The organism is Thiocystis violascens DSM 198, assembly GCF_000227745.2.
Taxonomy (GTDB): Bacteria; Pseudomonadota; Gammaproteobacteria; order Chromatiales; family Chromatiaceae; genus Chromatium; species Chromatium violascens.
Map to the genome: position 1 here is coordinate 3,531,617 of NC_018012.1, position 13,775 is coordinate 3,545,391.

At 63.5% G+C, this 13,775-nt stretch carries 14 protein-coding genes and 1 pseudogene; 2 read left to right on the top strand and 13 right to left on the bottom strand.

The genetic code is table 11. From position 1 onward, the window contains the following. Positions 1-221: 221 nt before the first annotated feature. Positions 222-1,493: a cyclic di-GMP phosphodiesterase gene (locus tag THIVI_RS15630; RefSeq protein WP_014779514.1), complete on the top strand. Its 1,272-nt coding sequence runs from the start codon at positions 222-224 to the stop codon at positions 1,491-1,493. Positions 1,494-1,566: 73 nt separating this feature from the next. Here THIVI_RS15630 and hisC read toward each other — a convergent pair whose 3' ends face one another. The 11 genes from hisC to THIVI_RS15685 all read right to left on the bottom strand — a co-directional run bounded on the left by hisC (position 1,567) and on the right by THIVI_RS15685 (position 11,315). Beyond that, complete coding sequence (gene hisC / locus THIVI_RS15635) at positions 1,567-2,679, bottom strand: histidinol-phosphate transaminase (protein WP_014779515.1); 1,113 nt, start codon at positions 2,677-2,679, stop codon at positions 1,567-1,569. After that, the gene (gene hisD, locus THIVI_RS15640; RefSeq protein WP_014779516.1) at positions 2,676-3,980 is read right to left on the bottom strand and encodes a histidinol dehydrogenase; all 1,305 of its coding nucleotides are present in this window, start codon (positions 3,978-3,980) and stop codon (positions 2,676-2,678) included. The genes hisC and hisD overlap by 4 nt, the downstream gene beginning before the upstream one ends. Positions 3,981-4,035: 55 nt before the next feature. Then, positions 4,036-4,623 carry a DUF3782 domain-containing protein gene (locus THIVI_RS15645; RefSeq protein WP_014779517.1) on the bottom strand — a complete coding sequence of 196 codons (588 nt, stop codon included), beginning with the start codon at positions 4,621-4,623 and terminating at the stop codon, positions 4,036-4,038. Positions 4,624-4,631: 8 nt separating this feature from the next. Further along, positions 4,632-5,273, bottom strand: a complete 642-nt coding sequence (gene hisG / locus THIVI_RS15650; protein ID WP_014779518.1) for an ATP phosphoribosyltransferase — start codon at positions 5,271-5,273, stop codon at positions 4,632-4,634. Further along, positions 5,270-6,547: a UDP-N-acetylglucosamine 1-carboxyvinyltransferase gene (gene murA, locus THIVI_RS15655; protein ID WP_014779519.1), complete on the bottom strand. Its 1,278-nt coding sequence runs from the start codon at positions 6,545-6,547 to the stop codon at positions 5,270-5,272. The genes hisG and murA overlap by 4 nt, the downstream gene beginning before the upstream one ends. Positions 6,548-6,656: 109 nt before the next feature. After that, a complete protein-coding gene (locus THIVI_RS15660; protein ID WP_014779520.1) occupies positions 6,657-6,998 on the bottom strand; it encodes an STAS domain-containing protein in 342 nt (113 codons plus the stop codon). Next, the gene (locus THIVI_RS15665) at positions 6,995-7,615 is read right to left on the bottom strand and encodes an MlaC/ttg2D family ABC transporter substrate-binding protein (protein ID WP_014779521.1); all 621 of its coding nucleotides are present in this window, start codon (positions 7,613-7,615) and stop codon (positions 6,995-6,997) included. Before THIVI_RS15665 ends, THIVI_RS15660 begins: the two co-directional genes overlap by 4 nt. Next, on the bottom strand, positions 7,612-8,082 hold the full coding sequence (mlaD, locus tag THIVI_RS15670; protein WP_014779522.1) for an outer membrane lipid asymmetry maintenance protein MlaD: 471 nt from the start codon (positions 8,080-8,082) through the stop codon (positions 7,612-7,614). The genes THIVI_RS15665 and mlaD overlap by 4 nt, the downstream gene beginning before the upstream one ends. A gap of 4 nt (positions 8,083-8,086) precedes the next feature. Beyond that, positions 8,087-8,869, bottom strand: coding sequence for a lipid asymmetry maintenance ABC transporter permease subunit MlaE (gene mlaE, locus THIVI_RS15675; protein WP_014779523.1), 783 nt, complete (start codon positions 8,867-8,869; stop codon positions 8,087-8,089). Beyond that, complete coding sequence (locus THIVI_RS15680; RefSeq protein WP_014779524.1) at positions 8,869-9,804, bottom strand: ABC transporter ATP-binding protein; 936 nt, start codon at positions 9,802-9,804, stop codon at positions 8,869-8,871. Before THIVI_RS15680 ends, mlaE begins: the two co-directional genes overlap by 1 nt. A 170-nt stretch (positions 9,805-9,974) precedes the next feature. Continuing rightward, the gene (locus tag THIVI_RS15685) at positions 9,975-11,315 is read right to left on the bottom strand and encodes an ABC1 kinase family protein (RefSeq protein ID WP_014779525.1); all 1,341 of its coding nucleotides are present in this window, start codon (positions 11,313-11,315) and stop codon (positions 9,975-9,977) included. Between the two features lie 84 nt (positions 11,316-11,399). On the opposite strand from THIVI_RS15685, the gene THIVI_RS15690 reads away from it, so the two are divergent. Beyond that, positions 11,400-12,509 (top strand): IS5 family transposase, encoded by a 1,110-nt coding sequence (locus THIVI_RS15690; protein WP_041447215.1) that lies wholly within the window; start codon positions 11,400-11,402, stop codon positions 12,507-12,509. A 167-nt stretch (positions 12,510-12,676) separates the two neighbouring features. Here THIVI_RS15690 and THIVI_RS25130 read toward each other — a convergent pair whose 3' ends face one another. Both THIVI_RS25130 and THIVI_RS23865 read right to left on the bottom strand, forming a co-directional pair. After that, positions 12,677-13,024: a hypothetical protein gene (locus THIVI_RS25130; RefSeq protein WP_169315553.1), complete on the bottom strand. Its 348-nt coding sequence runs from the start codon at positions 13,022-13,024 to the stop codon at positions 12,677-12,679. A gap of 89 nt (positions 13,025-13,113) precedes the next feature. Beyond that, a pseudogene (locus THIVI_RS23865) lies at positions 13,114-13,529 on the bottom strand (DEAD/DEAH box helicase family protein); the annotation flags it as partial. Positions 13,530-13,775 lie beyond the last annotated feature (246 nt).

Below are 13,775 nucleotides of genomic sequence, written 5' to 3' on the forward strand. Positions count from 1 at the left end.
GCGTCGGAGGGCCTGGATTTAAGTGGACTTGGACACGTCCAAGCCATGCACGCTACAAGTCGTCAAGCCGAGAATCAAGCGGAAAGGGTCCGAATGACTTATTCTTGGCCTTTTTTGAACGAGTGTAACGGGTTTCCGTTGCAACCTGGTGCGGTTGCGTTCTTTGCGGCTCAACCGCTTGGTATCGGGATAATCGAACCGCGGCGATTTGGGTGCGTGATGTGAGTAAAGAAACCGTCGATACAAGCCAACTGAGGATCGGTTTGTTCATCCATCTCGACCTGCCCTGGATGAGTCATCCCTTCGTGACGAGCAGCTTCAAGATCCGCACCCAGAAGCAACTGGATGTCTTGCGCTCGCTCGGGATCGAGCAGATACGCATCGATCCCGCGCGTAGCGACGCCCCGTCGTCGGCCGCCGATCCGCCGCCCGAACCCCCGCCAGCCCCGACGGACGCGGTCGGGGGTGATCCGGCCGCCGCGCTTTGGGAGGAAAAACAGCAGCGTATCCGGGTACTGAAAGAGCGCCGTACCCGTCTCAATCAATGCGCTAAACGCTACACCCAGTCGGTTGGCTCGGTGCGCAAACTCATGGCCAATCTACGCGCTTCCCCGATGCAGGCGGTCGAGGAGGCCCAGGGTCTGGTCGTGGGGATGGTCGAGGATCTCACCGACGACCAAGAGACCACGGTCCAACTGGTCAATCTCAAGCACCAGGACGAGAACAGCTATTTTCACGCCATCAATGTCATCGCGCTGGCGCTGGTGGTCGGTCAGAAGCTGAACCTGGAGAGTGCTCAACTGCGTCAGCTCGGGCTCGGCGCGCTCTTTCACGATCTGGGCCATCAGAAGGTTCCCTACCAGATCCTGCATAAAAAGGGCGAATTGACGCGGCCGGAACGTCTGCTTTACGAACAGCATACCCGCTATGGTACCGAGATCGCGCGCGCGATCGGCACCTTGCCTCCGGGCGTGGTCGAGGTCATCGCCAAGCATCACGAGCACCAGGACGGCAGCGGCTTTCCCGGGGGGCTGCGCGCGGCGGACATCGGTCTGCTGACCCGTATCGTGACGGTCGTCAACCGCTATGACAATCTGTGCAACGGGCTTGGGGCGGAGCGCGGGCTATCCCCTCACCAGGCCATCTCGCGCATGTATTCAAAAGAACGCGCCTGTTATGACCCCAAGGTGCTGACCACCTTCATCACCAATCTTGGCGTCTATCCGCCCGGCACCGTGGTCAGACTGAATGACGAGCGGATTGCGCTGGTGATCTCGCTCAACGCGGCCGATCTGTTGAAACCGAATGTCCTGCTCTACTCGCCGGATATTCCCAAGGAGGAATCGCTGGTGCTGAATCTCGCGGAGGAAGATGTCGGTATCCGCGAGAGTCTGTGCCAATCCGACCTGAGCCAGGATCAGTTGGAATACCTCAACCTCTCGGACAAGCTCAGTTATTATTTCCAGTCATCGTCAGGGGCGAAAACGCGTTAAACCGCATCCCCGCCAGGGACCATGCGCCAAACGTCGAACTCACTCTCTCGCTCTGGGCGCGGTTTTTCGAGGTTTACAGAAGATCTGTCAACGCCGCCATCAAGGCGGCATTTTCCTCGGGCAGTCCGACCGTGATGCGCAGGCAATCCCGCAGCAGCGGGTGTGTGCCGTGCAAATTCTTGATCAGAATTCCGCGTTCCCGAAGTCCCGAGAAGAGGCTGTCCGCGCGCCCTTCCGGCACCCTGACCAGGATGAAATTGGCCTCGCTCGGATAGGCATGAAGACACTCGATCCGAGTCAGTGATTCGAACAGATGGGTACGCTCGATCCGGATGGCGCGGGTCTGTTCGTCCATCACTGCTTTGTGTCTCAGCGCGAAGGTTGCGGATGCCTGGGTCAGGACGTTGACGTTGTAGGGCAGCCGAACCTTGTCGATCTCTTGAAGCCAGGCGGGCGGGCCGACCAGATAGCCGAGTCGCAGACCGGCGAGCCCCATCTTGGAGACGGTGCGCATCACCAGCAGATTCGGCCAGTCGCCCAGCAGACCCAGGAAGCTGGAATCGGTGAAAGGTGAATACGCCTCGTCGACGATCACCAGACCGGGTGCCGCCTCGATGATCCGCACCATGTCGTCGGCATCGAAACGGTTGCCGGTCGGGTTGTTGGGATAGGCGAGATAGATCAGGGCGGGTTGCGCGCGCGCGATGGCGTCGAGCGTGGCGGGGAGGTCGATCGAGAAATCGTCCGCCTGGAGCGGCACGCCCACGTAGTCCATGCCGGCAAACAGCCCGATCATCCGATACATGACGAAACCGGGATCGAGCGACAGAATGCCTGTCCTGAGCGAAGCCGAAGGGCCTGTCCTGAGCGGGTTCCCCGGTTGGGCGACCGTCAGCGCCAGCATCTGAATCAGCTCGTCGGAACCGTTGCCGAGCAGCAGCCCCATGTCGGACGGAATCTCCATCGCCTCGCGCAGCGTCTCCTGGAGCGCGCGCCCGGAGGGATCGGGATAGCGATTCAGCGCTACGTCGCGCAGTGCGTCGAGCCATTCGGTCTTGAGCGACTCCGGCCAGACGTAGGGATTCTCCATCGCGTCCAGCTTGATGAGCCCCGCCGCCTCGGGCACATGGTAGGCATTCAGCGCGCGGATCTCGGGGCGAACCAGCCGATCGATCAATTCCTTCACGACGCCTCTCCGCGATAGTCGGCCGAACGCGCATGGGCCGTGAGTCCCTCGCCCCGCGCCAGCACGGAAGCGGTGCGGGACAACTCGGCGGCACCGGCGCGGGAGGCCATGATCAGGCTGGAGCGTTTCTGAAAGTCGTAGACGCCCAGCGGCGAGGAGAAGCGGGCGGTGCGCGAGGTGGGCAGGACATGGTTCGGCCCGGCGCAATAGTCGCCCAGCGCCTCGGCGGTATAACGGCCCATGAAGATGGCGCCGGCGTGACGGATGCGCCCGACGATGGCCTCGGGATCCGCGACCGAGAGTTCGAGATGCTCCGGGGCGATGACGTTGGCGACGGTGATGGCGTCGTCGAGATCGCGGACCTGGATCAGCGCGCCACGCGCGCCCAGGGCGGCGGCGATGATGGTCCGACGCTCCATCGTCGGCAGCAGACGCTCGATGCTGGCGGCGACACGCTCCAGGAATCCGCCATCCCAACTCAGCAGGATGGATTGGGCGTCCTCGTCGTGCTCGGCCTGGGAGAAGAGGTCCATCGCGATCCAGTCCGGATCGGTCGCGCCGTCGCAGACCACCAGGATCTCGGAGGGGCCGGCGATCATGTCGATGCCGACCTGGCCGTAGACGGCGCGCTTGGCGGTGGCGACATAGATGTTGCCGGGACCGACGATCTTGTCCACGCCGGGGATCGTCTCGGTGCCATAGGCGAGCGCGGCGACCGCCTGCGCGCCGCCGATGGCGAAGGCGCGATCGACGCCGGCGATGTGGGCGGCGGCCAGCACCAGTTCGTTGAGTTCGCCGTCGGGGGTCGGCACCACCATGATGAGTTCGCCGACGCCCGCGACCTTGGCCGGGATGGCGTTCATCAGCACCGACGAAGGATAGGCCGCCTTGCCGCCGGGGACATAGAGTCCGGCGCGATCGAGCGGCGTGACCTGCTGACCGAGCAGGGTGCCGTCCGGTTCGCGATAGCTCCAGCTTTCCAGCTTTTGATGCTCGGCATAGGCGCGGATGCGGGCGACGGCCAACTCCAGCGCCTCGCGTTGATCGGTCGGGATGGTCTGCCAAGCCTGCGCCAGGCGGGCGCGGGGGAGTTCCAGCTCGGTGGCCGTGGCGGGCGTCCAGCGGTCGAAGCGGGCGGTATAGTCGAGCAGCGCCGCGTCGCCGCGCGCGCGGATCGCGCGGATGATCTCGGCGACCGTCTGCTGGACCAGGTCGTCGGAAACCGAATCCCAGGCCAGGAGCGCGGCGAGCCGAGGTTGAAAATCGGCGTCCAAGGTGGAGAGACGTTGAATATCGGTCACGGAGATGTCACTCGCTGTCAGGTCAGGCGTTTGGGTGTCGGTCGACGCGGTTGAATTACCATTCCTTCGGGGTGAACCGATCGTCATTGCGGATGAGGATCGCATCCCCGCTTTGCGCCAGCACGAACAAGCCCTGTCGATAGGCAAAGCGGGCCACCTCGTCGGGCAGCACCATCGCCGCCACCGCGCCCATCAGCCGATAGCCCGCGTACTGAGGAAAGAGTCGCTTGAATTTTTCCAGCCGCGCGAGATGCTCCTGCACGTCCTCCAGGGTCAGGCGACTTTTGCATTCCACGCCGATCGCGGTCTCCACGTTGGTGATCAGCAGATCGACCTCGATGCCTTCAGTGCCGTCGTCGTTGATGGCCGTCACGTCGCGCATCACCTGATGCACCTCCAGCCCGCGACTGCGAAACAGTCGCACGACCGCCGGCCGCACCATTTCCTCGACGAATTCGCCCAGCCGGTTGCTCCAGCCGCCGAAGGTTCGGCTGAGTTCCTTGATCAACCGATCGGTTTCCTGGATCTTCCTGTCGGTTTCCTGAAACTTCAGATCGGTCTCCCGGAATTTCCGCTCGGTCTCTTTCTGCGATTCCGCGACTTCGCGGAACAGCGTCAGGATGTCTTCATAGGTGGGTGCCATGGTGTGACTCACTTGCCAACGGCCTCGCGTAACGATTCCAGCAGGGCGCTCACGGACTCGTGTTTCATCTTCCAGGACGCCTTGTTGACCACCAAACGTGAGCTGATGTCGGCGATGTGTTCCAGCGCGACCAGTCCGTTCGCCTTGAGCGTGTTGCCGCTCTCGACCAGATCGACGATCAGGTCGGCCAGACCGACCAGTGGGGCGAGTTCCATCGAGCCGTAGAGCTTGATGATTTCCACCTGTTGACCCTTGGCGGCGAAATAGCGTTCCGCGCTGTGGACATATTTGGTGGCGATTCGCAGTCGTCGAGAGGTTGGCACCGGGGTATCCGGGAGTCCGGCCACCATCAAGCGACAACGGGCGATCCCCAGATCCAGCGGTTCGTAAAGCCCCTCGCCGCCATGTTCCAAGAGCACGTCTTTGCCCGAGACGCCGAGATCCGCCGCGCCATATTGGACGTAGGTCGGCACGTCGCTGGCGCGGATGATGACGAATTTGACCTGTGGATTGCTGGTTCCGAGGATCAACTTGCGGCTGGTTTCGGGATCCTCAAGCGGCGCGATGCCGGCATGCGCCAGCAGCGGTAGGGTCTGTTCGAGGATGCGGCCCTTGGAGAGCGCGATGGTCAGGGGGGCGTTCAGATTCATGGCGTCGCGATCCGGCTTTCCCCGGCGACGCGCTGGATGCGCGCGCCCAGGGCGAGAAGTTTGGATTCGATGTTGTCATAGCCGCGATCCAGATGATAGATGCGGTCGATCAGGGTCTCGCCGGAGGCGACCAGACCCGCCAGCACCAGACCGGCGGAGGCGCGCAGATCGGTGGCCATGACCGGCGCGGCGGTGAGACCTTCGACCCCGCGACAGATGGCGACATTGCCCTCGACCCGGATATCGGCGCCCATGCGCTGCAACTCCGGGACATGCATGAAACGGTTCTCGAAGATCGCCTCGGTGACCGTTCCGACGCCCTCGGCGATGCTGTTGAGCGCGCAGAACTGGGCCTGCATGTCGGTCGGGAAGGCCGGATGCGGCGCGGTATGGATATCCACCGCGCGCGGACGCCGTCCCTGCATGTCGAGTTCGATCCAGTCCGGCCCGATCGCGATCTCGGCGCCGGCCTCGCGCAGTTTCTGCAGGACCGCGTCCAGACACTCCGGGCGCGTGTCCAGCACTCGAATCCGACCGCCGGTCATGGCCGCCCCAACTAGAAAGGTGCCGGTCTCGATGCGATCGGGCATCACCCGATAGCATGCGCCGCCAAGTCGTTCGACGCCCTGGATGCGGATCAGATCGGTGCCGGCGCCCTCGATGCGTGCGCCCAGCGCATTCAGAAAGTCCGCGAGATCGACCACCTCGGGTTCGCGCGCGGCGTTTTCGATCAGCGTCTCGCCTTGAGCCAGGGTCGCCGCCATCATCAGATTCTCGGTGCCGGTAACGGACACCATCTCCATCACCAGACGAGCGCCTTGCAACCGCGCGGCCCGCGCCCGGATATAGCCGCTCTCGACGGTCACCTCGGCGCCCATGGCACGCAGTCCGTCGAGATGGAGGTTGACCGGACGCGCGCCGATGGCGCAGCCGCCAGGCAGCGACACGTCCGCGCGACCGTAGCGGGCGACCAGCGGACCCAGCACCAGGATCGAGGCGCGCATGGTTTTCACCAGCTCGTAGGGCGCGACACAACTGGTGAGCGCGGAGGGTTCCGCCCGCACTTCGTCGCCGTCGCGCGTCAAGCGGGCGCCCATCCGACCCAGCAGCGCCAGGGTCGTGGCAATATCGCGCAGGCGCGGAATATTCGTGAGCGTGACCGGTGCCTCGGCCAGCAGGGTGGCGGCCAGGATCGGGAGGGCGGCGTTCTTGGCGCCCGAGGCGCGCACCTCGCCCTGCAAGGCGGGGCCGCCGCTGATCAGAAGTTTATCCATGAATGATTTGGTGAAACCGGAAAAATGGCAGTGAATTGGAGAAGGGAAACACAGCGTCAATCCGCGTCGAGCATGCTCGGCATCGTTGACGCCACGGTCGGAACCGGCGTCACAGGTCGTTGCTGACGCGGTTTATCTCTTCAAGCGGCAAAATGCTCTGGAGGTTCGAGAAGGTCGCGATCCGGCTCAGCGAGTCCGGGAGTTGGCGATAGGTCAGACGAATGCCGCGCTCGCGGGCCATCTCCACCCATTCGAGCAGCAGCGCCAAACCCGCGCTGTTGGAGGCATCCAGGTCGGACAGGTCGATCTCCATGTGCGCAAGCCCCAACGCGGCCTGATCCCGGAATAAGGTGCCCGCCTCGCTGGCCAGTCCGGTGACGGTACTGAAGTCGAGCGCACCGGACAGACACCAGCGGCCGGGGCCACAGGGAGTGAGGGGAGACGGGTTCAATCCCGCCCCTGAGTATTCATGTCGCTCAACTTCGCGACCAGCCCGTCGATCCCGACCTGACGGATCTCGTTGGCGAAATTGCTACGGTAGTTGCCCACCAGACTGGCGTTGTTGATCACGACATCGTAAACCTTCCAGCCGCCGCCGCTGTTGTGCATCCGGTAGTCAACCGGGATTGGGGTCGCGCCCGGCTCGCGCACCTCGGTCGAGACGGTGACGGTGGATGGCCGGCTGCCGGGCTTGACCGGCAGGTAGCGAATCTCCTCGCCGGAATAGCTCAGGAGCGAGCGCGCATAGGTGCGGATCAGCACTTGCTTGAAGCCGTTGACGAGTTGGCGCTGCTGCTCGGGCGTGGCCTGGCGCCAGGATTGTCCCAGCGCGCCCTGGGTGATCCGCTCGAAATCGAAATGCGGGGCCACGGTGGTTTCGACCATCCCATAGATCAGGGACGGATTGCGCTCCACCTCGCCGCGGCGCGCCTCCAGCGTTTTGAGCATCCGCTCCGCCGTGCGCTGGACTAGGGCGGTTGCCTCGTCCTGCGCGGCGAGGATGTTTCCGCTCCAGGCCAGGGGCAGGAGGCAGAGTGCGAAGATCAGAAAATGACGTCGTTGAATCATCCGCCGCTTTCTCCGGCTTTTTTGAAAAGAAATTGCCCGATCATCTGTTCGAGGACCAGCGCCGACTGCGTATTGGCGATTTCGTCGCCATCGCGCAGATACTCCTGACTGCCGCCCGGCTCCAGCCCGATATATTGCTCGCCGAGCAGGCCGGAGGTGAAGACGTTCGCGAAGGTGTCCTCCGGGATGGTATCGATCCCCGCGTCGATTCTGAAGGTGACGACCGCCTCGTAGGTCGTCTTGTCGAAGCGCACCTCTTCGATCCGCCCAATCCGCACCCCGGCCATGGTCACTGGCGAGCGGACCTTGAGGCTGCCCACATTCGCGAAACGGGCGCTCAGGCGGTAGCCCTCGGCATTGGTATCCAGGCTCAGATTGCTGACCCGCATCGCCAGAAAAAACAGCGCGAGAAAGCCGATCACCATAAAGGCGCCGACCATGACCTCGATCCGGTGTTGCTTGCCCATGCGCTCAGTCTCCGAACATCAATGCCGTCAACACGAAATCGACTCCCAGTACCACCAGTGCCGCATGCACCACCGAACGTGTCGTCGCGCGGCTCACGCCCTCGGCGGTCGGCGCGCTATCGTAACCCTGGAACAAGGCGATCCAGGTGACGACGACACCGAACACCAGGCTCTTGACAACGCCGTTGATCACATCTTCCTCGAAATCGACCTTGGACTGCATCTGGCTCCAGAAGGCGCCATCGTCGACCCCCAGCAGCCCGACCCCCACGAAATAACCGCCCATCACGCCGACCGCGCTGAAGATCGCCGCCAGCAGGGGCATGGCCAGCACGCCGCCGAAAAAGCGCGGGGTCAGGATGCGCCGAATGGGATCCACCGCCATCATTTCCAGACCGGACAACTGCTCGGTTGCTTTCATTAGCCCGATCTCGGCGGTCAGCGCCGAGCCCGCGCGTCCGGCGACCAGCAGCGCGGTGACCACCGGTCCCAGTTCGCGGACCAGCGAGGTCGCGACCATGACCCCCAGACTCTGTTCCGCGCCGAACTGGGCCAGCACATAATAGCCCTGCAATCCCAGCACCATGCCGACGAACAGACCCGAGACGCCGACGATCAGCAGCGAGAGCACGCCGATATTGAAGATCTGCGCCCACAGCAGCCCGGGGCGGCGCAGAATCTCACCGACGCCCAGGACGATACTGACGAGCAGCAGATGCGCCCGTCCCAGCCGCTCCAGCGCGCCCAATCCAACGCGTCCGAGACGCGCCAGGCTATCGAGTCGCATCAGCGCGCTCCTCGGGTGCGAAAATCCGCTTCCAGCGGGGGCGCCGGGTAGTGAAAATGCATCGGCCCATCCGGCAAGCCGTCCATGAACTGGCGGACCCAGGCCGAACGATCCGCCGCGATCTCCGCCGGCGTCCCGTGTGCAATGATCCGTCCCTCGGCGATGACATACAGATCATCGGCGATACTCGCGGTCTCGCGCACGTCGTGGGAGACCAGAATGCTGGTCAGACCGGCGGCGTCGTTCAGTTGACGAATCAGGGCGACCAGCATCCCCATGGAAATCGGATCCTGACCCGTGAAGGGTTCGTCGTAAAGAATCATCAGCGGATCCAGCGCGATCGCTCGGGCGAGCGCTACCCGCCGCGCCATGCCGCCGGACAATTCGTTCGGCAGCAGATCCCGCGCGCCGCGCAGACCCACGGCCTCCAGCTTGAGCAGAACCAGTTTGCGCAGCAGCGAAGGCGAGAGGTCGGTATGCTCGCGCAGCGGATAGGCGACGTTCTCGAACACCGTGAGGTCGGTCAGGAGCGCCCCGCTTTGAAACAGCATGCCCATGCGCCGGCGCAGCCGGTACAGTCCGGCTTTGTCGAGCCGATGGACATCCTCGCCGTCCACTTCGACGCGTCCGGCATCCGGGTGGATCTGGCCGGTGATCAGCTTGAGCAGGGTGGTCTTGCCGCTTCCGCTCGGCCCCATGACGGCGGTGACCGAACCCCGGCGGATATCGAGATTCAGGTTGTCGAAAATCAGCCTGTCGCCACGCCGAAAACTCAGTCCACGGATCTTGACCAGCGGGGTCGAGGCCGCGGCGCCTGGGAGTTCCCGCCGCCCATCGGATTCAGGAGTCGCGTGCACCGCATCGGCGAGCGGGGGCCGCGGCGGGGAGGTATCGCTGTCGCGCTCCATCCGCCCGGTTTCAGAATCTCGCCTCATCTATTGATCCGATGTTTTGCCCAGCGCACCATTCGCGAAAGCGGAGCATTGTCGCGAGCGGATCTCCGAGCGTCAAGTCAGGCCGAGGCCGAGCCGCGATTCTCGATGTCGTCGACAACATGTCGACTACCCCAGGGCCGACAACATGTCGGCGGTCCCAGGTTTTGCACTCACGTACTGGTCCCAAGACACTCCCGCACGATCGTGGCCAGATCGACCCGTGCCCGCAGCCGGCGCGACAGCATGAACGAGCCCATGAACTTACGATGCAGAAACATCGTCTCCGGCGCGGGCGCGGTGCTGAAGACGCCCGAATGGAACATCTCCCGACCCCGCCGATAGACCCGCTCGAACAGATCGGACGCGCCAAAATCGTAATGGCCGGGTTCGCGCAGCGGCTCCGCGGACAGACAGAGCATCTCGATCATGGCGTCGACATGCTCGCGGGGATCGTCCTCGCCCATGTAGCCGAGCGCGACCGAGGCCGCGCGCATGGCCGGACGATCATCTCGGATCGCGGCCTGGGCGAGTCGCCGGAACTCGTCGACGAGCGCGGACGCGACGGTCTGCGTGGCGCCGAAATCCAGCAGCACGATACGCCCGTTCGCCGCGTCATAGAGATAGTTGGCGAAATTCGGATCGGTCTGGACCAGACCGAACTCGAACAGCTCACGCAATGACAGACGCATGAGCAGGGTCGCCGCGCGGTCACGCTCGGCGCGTCGATAGGTAGGCTCCGCCAGCCGGTCGAGCGGCGCGCCCTCGGCGAAATCCATCGCAAGAATGTTGATGGTCGAGAAATCGCGGTGGACGCGGGGGACGAAGAAATCCGCGTCCTCGCCCACCATCGCCCGATAGGCATCCAGCGAATCGGCCTCGGCGACATAGTCCGCCTCGCGGTGGAGCTGCCGACGCGCCTCGTCGAGAAAGGGCGCGATGTCCATCCCCGTCGGCGCCATCCCAAGCGTCCGGCCAAGAAAGGTCAGGTTGTCGATATCGCTGTCGATACTCTCGCGCACGCCGGGAAACTGGATCTTGAGCGCGAGCTGTCGGCCGTCCCGCGTCTCGGCCCGATGCACCTGCCCGATAGAAGCGGAGGCGATGGGCGTGAAGTCGAAGCGCTTGAAACGCTTGTCCCAACCCGCGCCATATTCGCCCTCCAGCACCTTCGCGAGTTGGCTCAGGGGCATGGGCTCGGCGCGGTCGCGCAGCGCGCTCATGATCTCGGCGGCCTCCGGGGTAAAGATGTCGGAGCCATCCATCGACATGAGCTGACCCATCTTCATCACCGCCCCGCGCATACGCGCGAGCCGGTCGGTAAAACGCCGGGTGTGTTCGGGAGAAAGCTGGATGCGCGAGGATTGCGCGCCGCCGCGATTGCGCGCCAGGTCGATCAGACCCTTGACCCCGATCCCCGCGGCCAGATCGCCGGTTGCCCGGCCCAGATGCCAGAGACGGCTGAGGCGCTTGCTTGGAACGGCGGAGCCGCTGGAAGTCGGTCTTTCGGACATGGGATGTTCTTCCTGAGAGGGTGTAGACAAAAATAATTGAGCTGCTATTTGTATACCAGTCTACAACTGAGCTGGTGTGCGCTGATGTCGAAAGCTGGTCGTCCCCCCAAGATTCACGAGGCGGAGCAAGCGGTATTGCGTCAAATTGTCACGGATCGCCCGACCTCCACGCTGTCAGAGATTGCCCGGGAACTCGCGGCACGGACGGGAATCGAGGCTCATGAAGCAACGATTCGCAAGTCCTTGCGGGAGGCGGGCGTCACGCGCCTCCGGGGCGAGAGTGGTCTCGAGGCGCAAGCGCGCGCAACGCCGCGTCGGTATGGGTATACGGATGCGCATCGTCGCCACGACCCCGACCAAAGCTACCCAAGTTGTCTGACCGATGCGGAGTGGGACTTGGTCGCCGCTCTCTTTGAGATGCCGGGCGGGCGGGGTCAACCGCCCCGCGTGTCGCGCCGGAGCATCCTGGAGGCGTGTTGCTACGTGGTGCGCACGGGGTGCGCGTGGCGGATGCTGCCGCACGATTTCGCGCCTTGGCAGAATGTCTACAAGACGTTTCGCCGTTGGAGTGCGGCTGGGAAGTTTGAGCAGATGCATGATCGACTGCGGGGGCAATGGCGCGAACGCGAGGGGCGTGAGATCGCGCCGACGGCGGCGGTGCTGGATGCGCAATCGACCCGCGGCTCGCCGCAGGGTGGACCGAGCGGCTTTGATGCGGGCAAGCAGGTCAAGGGGCGCAAGCGCAGCCTGGTGGTCGATACCTTGGGGTTCGTGTTGGCGGTGAGCGTGGTCGCGGCCAATCTTCAGGACCGCGATGCCGCCTCGGGCGCCGTCGCTGACGCGGCCGCCAAGTACCCCCAGATCAACACGCTGTTTGTCGATAGCGCCTACGCCGGTCAATTTGCCCAAACCACCGAGCAGACCCACGCGATCCGCGTGGAAGTCGTGCGCCATCCAGCCAACAAAAGCGTTGGCTCCTGGCACGTGGACGGGGCGCCTGACCGAGTGGTGATCGCCAACGCCGACGGCTTCGTTCCGCTGCCGAAGCGCTGGGTTGTCGAGCGCACCCATGCGTGGAATGAGCGTGCCCGTCGATTGATCATGCATCATGACCGTCTGCCAGCGGTCTCCGAAACCTGGGTTTGGCTGGCGGAGGCGCGCATCCTGCTGCGGCGGTTGACCACAACGGTTTGATTTTGTCTACACCCTCTGAGTAAGAATAAAAAAATGGCGCCCAGATCGATCCCGGACAAAACGGTGACAAAGCGGAAGTGCCGGCAGCCTTGGTGTCGGTAAAGGTTATAAAGTTTCACAAAGAACGGGGTCGCCGCATTGATAAATAGATTGTCGGCAGAATTCGCCTAAGTCTCCGATGGACCTGCGCTGGCGGCTGACTCTCGGCCATTCGCACGCCCGAAGATCGCGCGTGCGAGATGCGCCTGAGCAATCACACGAAATTCCCGGTCGCCCATCACCCGCGAAAAAATCTCCTCGTTCCCTTCCATGCGCTCGATGAACAGTTCATCGAGCATCCTCCCGAAATACGCCGAAAAATTGTCGAGGGTATTCGCCCGAGCGGCGTCCAGGATTTTTTCGTTGAACTCCGGGCTGGCGCGAGTCTGCTCAAAGCTGATCCGCCGCGTTGAAATCGGTCCCGAAACGCACGTTGAGCTTGTCCACGAGCGTCGACAAGGGAACCGGATCGTCACGGACGCCGGTCCCGACATCCGTCGGCCCCTTGAGCGGATAGGTCTCCCCCTGACTCAGATCGATCGAGCCCTCGGTCATCTGCTGCAAGCGAGAGCGCGCGGGCGAGTTGCCGGGTATCCTCGTCGATCTTCTCGACCACCCCGGTCTTGTGCTCGAACTGATAGATGGTGTTCTGCAACTGCTGATCCAGCACGCGCCGATCCGTCACTACCACGACCGAATGGAAGACCTTTTCATCCTGGTCGCCGTGCAGGGTGGCCAGTCGATGCGCCAGCCAGGCGATGGTGTTCGACTTACCCGAGCCCGCCGAATGCTGGACCAGATAGTTGTGACCGGCGCCATGCGCCACGGCATGCCGAACGAGCGCGCGCACCCCGTCGAGCTGGTGATAGCGCGGAAAGATCAGCGTCTCCCGGCGGACCGTCCGCGCGCCCCGCTCGGTCTTGCCTGCTTTTCCTTCACCTCCAGGTGCATGAAGCGTTGCAGGATATCGAGCAGGCTCTCAGTTTGAACGGAACTGGATGAGCATTGGTGTCCCTGAAGCCGTTCGTGGTGAGTCCTGAGCGGAGCCGAAGGGTCGAACCATGAACGGCTTCACGCTCCGAGGCCCGGATTTCCCGTCCGCCCTTCGACACGTTCAGGACGAACGGGAAATCCTACGAACGTTGACACTGGTGGCGAATTCGTTTCCATGCCCAGGCGGCTGCCGTCGCAGCATTCCTCCGGGTTGCGCGGTCCACGGTCTCATGC

What these genes read in the sequence shown, in the direction of transcription:
- THIVI_RS15645 (WP_014779517.1), bottom strand. Translation starts at nt 4,623, where the DNA reads ATGGCACCCACCTATGAAGACATCCTGACGCTGTTCCGCGAAGTCGCG.
- hisG (WP_014779518.1), bottom strand. Translation starts at nt 5,273, where the DNA reads ATGAATCTGAACGCCCCCCTGACCATCGCGCTCTCCAAGGGCCGCATC.
- murA (WP_014779519.1), bottom strand. Translation starts at nt 6,547, where the DNA reads ATGGATAAACTTCTGATCAGCGGCGGCCCCGCCTTGCAGGGCGAGGTG.
- THIVI_RS15665 (WP_014779521.1), bottom strand. Translation starts at nt 7,615, where the DNA reads ATGATTCAACGACGTCATTTTCTGATCTTCGCACTCTGCCTCCTGCCC.
- mlaD (WP_014779522.1), bottom strand. Translation starts at nt 8,082, where the DNA reads ATGGGCAAGCAACACCGGATCGAGGTCATGGTCGGCGCCTTTATGGTG.
- mlaE (WP_014779523.1), bottom strand. Translation starts at nt 8,869, where the DNA reads ATGCGACTCGATAGCCTGGCGCGTCTCGGACGCGTTGGATTGGGCGCG.
- THIVI_RS15680 (WP_014779524.1), bottom strand. Translation starts at nt 9,804, where the DNA reads ATGAGGCGAGATTCTGAAACCGGGCGGATGGAGCGCGACAGCGATACC.
- THIVI_RS15685 (WP_014779525.1), bottom strand. Translation starts at nt 11,315, where the DNA reads ATGTCCGAAAGACCGACTTCCAGCGGCTCCGCCGTTCCAAGCAAGCGC.
- THIVI_RS15690 (WP_041447215.1), top strand. Translation starts at nt 11,400, where the DNA reads ATGTCGAAAGCTGGTCGTCCCCCCAAGATTCACGAGGCGGAGCAAGCG.